This window comes from Candidatus Methanodesulfokora washburnensis (assembly GCF_003947435.1).
Lineage (GTDB): Archaea > Korarchaeota > Korarchaeia > Korarchaeales > Korarchaeaceae > Methanodesulfokora > Methanodesulfokora washburnensis.
The window spans coordinates 1-8,540 of sequence record NZ_RCOS01000047.1 but is presented as its reverse complement, the minus strand read 5'-3'; the positions used below and the strand labels follow the sequence as shown (position 1 = coordinate 8,540).

Below are 8,540 nucleotides of genomic sequence, written 5' to 3'. Positions count from 1 at the left end.
GGGATGATGCGCTTCGACCTCCTATCGCTGAAAAACTCAGCTTTTCCCATTACTGCTCACCATTGAAGGTTGACCTCGATAATGCATGCAAAGCATACTTAAAATTAAATTTGAAGAGGACTGAGCTTTATGATGGCGAAGGAGGATGACCCCATATTTAGCCCCTTGGACACCATTCGCTATGTTGCAGAAAAGAGAGGAGTTCCAATAGATGCCCTGAAAATCCCGGAACGCCTGCTTTTAACCTATCAGAGAAGCGCATTTGAGTGCGCAAAGAGCCTGATCAATGGCAGATCTGTTGAATGGATTTACGGTGAAGCTCAGCCATTCTGCATCGGCGAATTTAACAATGTGGAGATAGGGGTTGGCCGTTTCTGGATTGGAGCACCTGCTGCAGTCGCCACACTTGAAGAAGCTGTCACCTGTGAGGCAAAAATAATCATCGAGGTAGGCTTAGCTGGAGGTTTACAGGAGTTTTTAAAGCCAGCTGACATAATCGTTGTGACAGAGGCAATTCGCGATGAGGGAACCTCCTATCATTATCTTCCACCGGAAGTGAAAGTTGAGTCCTCCCAGAGATTGAGGGAGATGTTAATTAAGCGCTTAAATGAGGGAGGAATCAGGCATTTTGTCGGCCCTGTTTGGTCCACTGACGGCGTTTACAGGGAGACATTGGGCAAGTTCCGCAAATTCAGGGATAATGGCGTTTTAGCTGTGGACATGGAGACATCAGCAATTTTCGCTGTTGCAAAATACAGAAATGTTGAAGCAGCTTCAGCTCAGGTCATCTCAGATATTTTAACAGAGAAGGGATGGCTCCAAGCCTTTTATGAAAAATCAGTTAAAGAAAGAATGGAAGTCCTGCTAAAAGCTGTCTTGGAAACTCTTTCAAAGAGCTGAAATTAAAGCTATTACCCTTATACTAATCCCATTTATATTTTGATGTGGCCTTTGGGATTACCGCAATAAGGATATTCATCACGAGCTTTCAGCTGAGATAATCAGAGATAAACTGCAAGATAGGAGCCTTGCTGAGAGATCATCCATAATTGCCTATTATCACAGGAAGAAGCTCAATCCGCTGGATGATGAGAGAATAAAAGATGACAGGGATATGCTGCTGGCAATAGCTGTGCTGAGAATTGCAGATGCCCTAGATTACGGGCTTAATCGAGTGGTCAATCATGCTTTCTTCAGTGAAAAGGACGAGGAAAGCATAACAATCGAGGTACGTGCCAAAAGCTTAGATATTGATGTAGATAAAGTGGAGAAGAAGGGAAGGCTGCTGGAAGATCTCCTGAAAAAGAAGATGAAGATAAAAATGTTTATTTATAGGCAATTATAGAAGCCTTAATGTAGTGGTGCATTAGGCTCTTCGGTTTCTCTGATGAAGTGCATTGTACCAGAAATGGAGGATCCAATAATAATCGAGGAACTAAGATCAGTTTGCAGCAAAGCGAGAGAAGCATCTGAAAGCTGTAAATTATCTATAATGCGGCAGAACTCAGAATCTGCATAATATCTTCGTATCTGAAGAAATTCTAAGAGATACAAAGATAAGCCAGAATTATCATATTAAGGTCGATAATTCTATGAAATAATCCTAGTAATGCACCCTTTCATATCTTCAGAAGCTTTTTACTATTAACCAGATTTATGCACTTACATTACCCCTTCCTATTAAGGACTTCGTGATATTCCTTATCTTAGTGGATACAAAGTCCAAACAACTCTTAATTTAAATTAATTGAAGGTTGAGTTATAAGTTCTTATTGCTTATGCACTATAGTTAGCTCTGGGACTTCACTAGGTTCTACAAGCTTCGTTATCACGACATATTTGGCATATTTTCTGATCTCCTCTACAACTCTTTCAAACCTATGAGGATCGAATGCTAAGAGTGCCTCGTCTGCTAGTATTGGTGCTAGGCCCTTATATTCCTCGAACATCTTCAACTTGTAGCCTGTTAAAACAGCAATCAACGAGACAGCCAGTCTTTCGCTGGTGCTTAGGGTACTCAGAGGTTGTTCAACTTCTCTGCCACTTGGAAGGATCCTGACAACCTTCGCTTCAAACTTTTTTCTCAGTTCGCCTGTGACCTTGTCATGCACTTCACTCTCCACTAATCTAATAGACCTGAGCCATGTGAAACCTAGTTCTCTAACAACTTCCGATGCTATTCTAGTAAACTCATCTTTCATTCTTGTTAAGGTATCATAAAGCTCCTCTTCCGTGGTCTTTAGCTCTCTTCTTAATTTCTCAACCCTTTTACTTACTTCGACCAGTTTTTTACCGCTTTCGCTCTTCTTAGCGATGATCTCTTCTAAGTTTCTGATTTGTTGTTCTATCTCGCCTAACTTCTTCTCTCTCTTAGTTCTTTCCTCTGCAGCTTTCCGTTCCTCGTCCGGTAGCTCTCTCTTAAGGCTCTCTAGTTCCTTGACAATAATTTCCCTTTCATTTTTGAGTTCAGTTACCTCTTTTCTATAATGTTCTAAGTCTTTAGTGAGATCCTCAAGCTGTGCCGCGTATTTTGGCATCTTTATGGTCTCTATCTCCCTGATCTCGTTGTATCTCTTCGTGAACTCTTCAAGTTCCTTCCACAAATTCATTTGTTCGTTACTAGCCTCCTTTATCTTTTCATTATAGTTTTTGATTATGGCCTCCTTGCTCTTTCTTACATCCTCTTCAGCCACTTTCAGCCTTGAACTCCAGAATTCTTTAGGCTTTTTTACGGGTGTGCCACAAACAGGACATTTAGCGGCCTCAGCCAACAAAGCCATTTTAATAACGGGTATCCTTGCATCTTGACCGGCTATATATTCACTTAACTCTTTCTTCAATGTATTTATGAGATCCTCAACTTTCTTAATGCGTTCCTTTATGCTTTCAGCATGTTTATCAGGCTCTGGATGGCGTTCGTAGAATTCATCAATCACTCTTTTTAGTCTCTCCAATTCTAACCGTAGCTCCCCTACCTTTTCCTCTGCTGTTGGGATAAGCTCTTTTTCAATACTCCTAATCCTTTCTTCAATATTTCCTACTCTTCTGTTCAGTTCTGCTATACGTTTTTCTATCTCACTCACTCTTTCAATGGATATTTTCTTTACCTTCTCCAGCTCTTCTTCTAATTTTGTACGTTCGCTTTCTAGTTCCTTCTTCTTCTCGTCTACTTTCATTAACTCTTCAACATCTTTTTTCAGGTGCTCTTCCTCTTTCTCTAAGTCCTCTATCTGCAATTTAAGTTCTGTTATCCTCTTCCTGTAGTCATCTAGCCTAAAAACCTTTTCTAAGTAATCTGTCACATCCGGCCTTGCCTCTGAAACTAGCCTTTTGACTACTTCCCCGAGCTGAGGGTCTAGGACTGTGTACCTTATTCTATCATCTGCTGTAACAGGTTTGGATTCGACCTCAATAACTTTGTTTCCCTCTCTCTTAAACCTCCTAACGAAGAGCTCACCGCCCACCTCAATCTTTATGTAGCCTTCATCAGCATCATAGTTCAGAAGCTCAGCGACAGAAGCAGTGTCAGGTGTGTACATAGCTAGCAAAGCTTTAACTAGTGAAGTCTTGCCCATGGCATTTGGTGCCACGACTTCAGAGAGGCCCTCTCTGAGCTCGAACTTATGTCTACCGACAAAGCCTCCTATATTCTCAAGTTCTAGAACTATCACCATAATCACCACCTCGCAAATATATGCTCAGTAATACTACGGCTTCTAAGCATTTTCGCATTTTTTCCACTTAATCTCCTTGATAACCACTTCTCACCTGTTTTTCTGACTTCTTCGGGGAGCCAATCCTCATCTATGTATCTAGCATACATTAGGTCGGCATTAAGGCCTTTTTTCTTAGCTTTAAGGTATGCTGCATACAAAAATGCCGCAGAAAGGCCGTCATCTAAGCTCATCACAAAAACCGTACCTCCTCTAGCAAACACATCCACATGAACAGGAACACTTCTCTTAATCTTAGTAAGTTTATGTAACAAGCTATTGTAGTAATTTGCATTATATCCAACCCTCAGTAATAGCATCCGTTTCACCTCGCCAAAAGTAAGCAGTCCACTTTAAAAACTTCATTATAAAAATTAAAGTCGGGTTATCATTGTAAAATTGAAGTTAAGGTATTATTAATAGGAATTAAAGTTAGTAATGATTTCACTTTTAAAAGTGAATATAAAAGTTTACCCCGGAGATTCGATTTTAGCTTTAAGACACCTCCAATCTCTCCAGCTTCTCTATGTAGTGTTTTATCACTATCCTTTCCACTTCTCTTGCTGATCTTGGCAGAGAACTCATCGAGCATATCTCCTCTTTAACCTTTTCAAACCTCACTCCAAGTTCCATGCATCTTCTCTCAGCTATTGCCAATGCGGTCTCCAAGTCTAATGGTCTGAACTCTATTGGATACATTCTATCCACTAAAGCCTTATCCACAAGCTCAAACCAATTTGTTGTTGCTACGATTCCAGTCCTTGACGTGTCCAGCTCATCCAACATATGAAAGAACACATTGTCCTGCGCTATATGCCACGACTCTATCCTCTCCCTACCTCTGGACATGAATATGGATTCAACATCATCAAACAGGAGTACTGTGTATCCAGCTCTTTCCTTGGCTTCTTCAAACACCTCGACAATCCTCATCTCAGATTCGCCATAAAGTGGCCTAGCTATGTCAGAGGCATCAATGAGAATTAGATATGTATCCCTGAACTTCTTACCTAGCTCTCTAGCAACGGCATAAGCTAAGCTAGTTTTGCCAGTTCCAGGCTCTCCATGGAGCAAGAAACCCTTAATGCCTCTTTTAACGCCTTCTCTAAATTGATAGTAGAAGGTCTTGAACATTAAATTGAATATCTTCTTATACTCTTCACCAGCAAACCTAGTGATGTCGTAGTCCTCGGGTATTTCTCTCGTCTCAATAACTCTTAAGGGCTTAACAAGCTGCCTAATTCTCCTGCTCATGCTTGACACACCTATGCAACATATCACTTGTAGTATAAAAATTATAATTCAGCTTTAAGTCCTTTAGTGAGCTTTTCTCTTTATATAAAAATCATTTTTATCTATAGGGTTTTAACCCTTCTTAGTATATTTATTGATATAGACTCTATTTGTTTTGTAAATATATGCATTAGCCTACTTATAATTCAGAATTAAACTATATGAAAGTTTATCCTTCGTAGCCGACAAAAACAAAGACGTGAACACGTAATCTTCTTAATGGACTCGCATCTTTTCATCAGAATCCTCTATACCTCCTCAGAAGCCTTTGGACGTATCTCCTGACACCTTCCTCATGCATTCTAATCCAGATATCATTCAGCTTATAACCTTCTGAAGTAACATCTTCTATCACTTTGTTGCGATCCATGAACTCGAAGGCTTCCTCTCTGATACTTCGCCATAGCTCTACTGGAAGTCCTTTTTCATGAACAAAATACTTATCTACGTAATTTATCCTTTCAAGCTCGAGAATATCTCTGATTCTAATTTGAGCGACTCTAGGTTCAAGTCCTGAGAGTGTATAGAGCATAGAAAGCCTAAGAAACCAAGGTATTCTGGCGCTTTCTCCATGAATTTTGCTTTTCACTGCATGTGCAACCACATAAATGCTCAAAATTCCGTTTACAACAGCTCTCATCTCTCTATACTTCTCGGGATCTACTAAAGCAGCACGAAACTGTGCTAGAGGGCCTACAAGATGAAAGAACTCCATACCGACCCTATACAGGTACTCGGGTCTATCACTAGGCTTGAGTATATGAAGACGTAGAAGAGGAGTTATATACTCCTTGATTACATCCTCCGGCGGGATTTTAAAGACCTGTCCCCACTGATCGATAAACTCTTTGCCGATGTAAAGCCTTTCAAGGACCTTTTCATTGTGAGCTTCGCCACATCTATCGATGATAGCCCCTAGAATTCTCATAGGTCTTTGTTTGAAGAACGGCCTGTAGAGTACTCCATCGAATCTCGAGGCCAAAGCATAGGCTTCATCACGGCTTGAAAGGACTGTTTTATTTCCACTACCAGCAATATGAGCTTTAACTTCATCCATTATAGCTAACATGACCTCATTAGTTAGAGGTCGGTAGTACTTTAAAGCCCACTTGTTGACCTTTACTTCTGTCATTTTCTCATTCTCGAAATTATCCTCTCTCTTCTCAGCCTGTAATATCTATCATAAGCTGGTGCAATCACCATGTCCACAAGCGTTCCTGAAACCTCCATAGGATACGTCTTAACGATAATTCTGTTTTCATGTAAAAGCCCAACAGCCTTGAAGTACTCCACCTCAAATTTATCTCTAAACTGTTTAAGCTTGGACATCTGGCTCCTGGCTAAGATCCACTCATCTTTTTCTATTACTGTCTTCCGCTTGATAGTACCGTCTCTTTCCACATGAACAGTGGGGCTGAGCAAACCAGCCATAACAGTGAAGCTGTTTGGAAGACGATCTGTCTTATCCATAACAGAGAGAGCACTTATGCCTGATATTACTGTGTAGGGATACGCTATTGCATCGGGATTGAAGTTTTGCGGATTTAGGTCTTTAGCAGCTAGAAAGGGAGCTATAGGCTCAACTATCCCTTTGATGGTGTTTAATCTGAGCCTAATTATATCAGGCGCTACTAAATCAGCCATACCTAACCTGCTTAGAAACTCGAAGGCTGTTTTGACCTTATATATCTCATCAGGATCAAAGCCCGGCACCTCACTAGCCTTTACTTCGTATAGACTTGGATCTTTCTCCACGTAACCTCGACCTGCTTTTACTAAAGAGTAAAAAAGCACTTTTTCAACGCTAGTGGATGAGAATGGCAAAAAGTAGAGGAGATTTGCAAAGTATTGAGCAACATCTACCCGTCCTCCTTTCACAGCATCGAGCGCTGACTTTATTACTTCTCCAGCAAATCCTCTGAGAAAAGCCCATCTATATGTAATACGTCTGAAATCAAGTGCAGCAGACATGTCTGTCATTGAGGTAATATAATGCCATTAGGTTTTATAAAAAATTTATGTCCTATCCTAAAAATCCTATATCATTTCTCTTTTTAAGAAGAAAAGCTCGCAGCTCTATTCTACATCTCGTCCTTCTTCCTTGAACTTTCACACAGGCTCTCAGGGAAGGATGTAATAAGAGTTTTCGGAACATCATTTGCAGAAACAGAGAAGCACAAGAATAAAGATCATCGACATCTTCAAAGCTTATACAGGGAAAACATAGCAATAACAATCATTATAGACATTACAAATTATGCGCATGAAATAGAGGAATTCGCCGCACTTACAAGGTTAAAAAGAGCGATGATGATTCCTGCAGCTGTGTATCTCATTTTCCAGAGATGGGAAATAGAGCAACCAGTGGACAACGCGACTGTCACCCTAATAGACCCAGAAACCCTGACACCCATAACTGACAAGCTTGAAGAAATATACAAAGCCATAAAAGCACACATAAGCCATGTCCAAGCCCTCCTATCAGCGGCAAGAATAAACCACCTGCCGGTCCAAGGAATAAGCGATGCAAAAGCCAGAACAATAAAAATAGCTGAAACATACCTCAAGACAAGACAAATGCATGTAGCTAGCATCTAGCTGACAGGATCCGCTTTGCACAAAAGCTGTTAACAGGCACTTGGAAAGCTGTTAGAGACGCTGAGCAGCTCTCTTAACCACGGGGTCCGTGAACCTGTTCTCATCATCTATGATCGAGTGTTTTCTCAAGCCCTGAAGCACCTCATATAGCACTCTGTCGCTCAGCTCCACCCCCTCATAGTTCTCAATTGCTCTTTTCAGCCTTCCCCACTCTGTTACACCTTCGGCAAGCAGCTTTAAAACCATTTTATACCTTCTGCTCACCCTCCTTGCAAGAAAGGACTCGAGCTCGCTTTTTGCCAGCTTTACAGCCTCATTTATCACACTTTCAAAGTTATCTCTGCCGCTCACCCTCAGATAGCCATAGTAAGTGAGCCATCCAATGATTCCATCAAGCTCCTCAACAGCCCTCTCCACCTCATTTCCCACTTTAACTCCTGTTTCCTCAAATCCCCTGTTTAGAAAGTCCAGAGACTCCTCCCTCGAGAGTTTGCGTGTTCTCACTTCTAGATAAGCCCTGCCGTAAAGAGGGTTCTCAGGATTCTCTAAAATGCCATAAAGCACGCCCATCTCCGAGCCTGTTATCACAAACGAGAGATTTCTGTGGAAATCATAGGAATGTGCTATTGCACCGTGAAGGGATGCTCCAACAGGGCCCTGAGACCTCTGAAACTCATCAAAAACCACGATAACCTTTTCCCCAGTTCTCTCCCCGACCTCATCAAGCACATCAAAAAGCTCTCCTAAAAAGGGCCTCTTCTCTGGCAGCCAGTTCACGGAAACCTCGAAGCCTAGCACCGAAACACCTCTTAACCTAGAAATAAGCTTGAGAAATACCTCCCTTACTTTACCCCATCTTGAGGCCCTTTCAACAAACTCGCTGAAGCTTCTCGAAATCAAGGAGTAGAGCTCCCTCCAGGAGGCAAACCCCTCCCT

Annotated in this window: 9 protein-coding genes; 3 read left to right on the top strand and 6 right to left on the bottom strand. The window is 41.4% G+C overall.

Going from position 1 to position 8,540, the window contains the following annotated elements; translation table 11 throughout:
* Positions 1-132: 132 nt before the first annotated feature.
* Both D6D85_RS03045 and D6D85_RS03040 read left to right on the top strand, forming a co-directional pair.
* Positions 133-900 (top strand): nucleoside phosphorylase, encoded by a 768-nt coding sequence (locus D6D85_RS03045; protein ID WP_237558731.1) that lies wholly within the window; start codon positions 133-135, stop codon positions 898-900.
* A 214-nt stretch (positions 901-1,114) separates the two neighbouring features.
* On the top strand, positions 1,115-1,345 hold the full coding sequence (locus D6D85_RS03040) for a hypothetical protein (RefSeq protein ID WP_125670605.1): 231 nt from the start codon (positions 1,115-1,117) through the stop codon (positions 1,343-1,345).
* 424 nt (positions 1,346-1,769) lie between these two features.
* On the opposite strand, the gene D6D85_RS03035 is transcribed toward D6D85_RS03040, so the two are convergent.
* The 5 genes from D6D85_RS03035 to D6D85_RS03015 form a co-directional block, all read right to left on the bottom strand.
* Positions 1,770-3,674 (bottom strand): archaea-specific SMC-related protein, encoded by a 1,905-nt coding sequence (locus tag D6D85_RS03035; RefSeq protein ID WP_125670604.1) that lies wholly within the window; start codon positions 3,672-3,674, stop codon positions 1,770-1,772.
* 2 nt (positions 3,675-3,676) lie between these two features.
* Positions 3,677-4,033: a hypothetical protein gene (locus D6D85_RS03030; RefSeq protein WP_125670603.1), complete on the bottom strand. Its 357-nt coding sequence runs from the start codon at positions 4,031-4,033 to the stop codon at positions 3,677-3,679.
* A 175-nt stretch (positions 4,034-4,208) separates the two neighbouring features.
* The gene (locus D6D85_RS03025) at positions 4,209-4,967 is read right to left on the bottom strand and encodes an ATP-binding protein (RefSeq protein ID WP_125670602.1); all 759 of its coding nucleotides are present in this window, start codon (positions 4,965-4,967) and stop codon (positions 4,209-4,211) included.
* Positions 4,968-5,244: 277 nt separating this feature from the next.
* Complete coding sequence (locus tag D6D85_RS03020; RefSeq protein ID WP_125670601.1) at positions 5,245-6,138, bottom strand: hypothetical protein; 894 nt, start codon at positions 6,136-6,138, stop codon at positions 5,245-5,247.
* Entirely contained in the window at positions 6,135-6,986 is an 852-nt protein-coding gene (locus D6D85_RS03015; RefSeq protein WP_125670600.1) for a hypothetical protein, read from the bottom strand. Before D6D85_RS03015 ends, D6D85_RS03020 begins: the two co-directional genes overlap by 4 nt.
* Before the next feature lie 327 nt (positions 6,987-7,313).
* Between D6D85_RS03015 and D6D85_RS03010 the strand changes: the two genes are divergently transcribed.
* On the top strand, positions 7,314-7,604 hold the full coding sequence (locus tag D6D85_RS03010; RefSeq protein WP_125670599.1) for a hypothetical protein: 291 nt from the start codon (positions 7,314-7,316) through the stop codon (positions 7,602-7,604).
* 51 nt (positions 7,605-7,655) lie between these two features.
* On the opposite strand, the gene D6D85_RS03005 is transcribed toward D6D85_RS03010, so the two are convergent.
* A partial coding sequence (locus tag D6D85_RS03005; RefSeq protein WP_202617264.1) for an AAA family ATPase occupies positions 7,656-8,540 on the bottom strand: 885 nt, incomplete at its 5' end.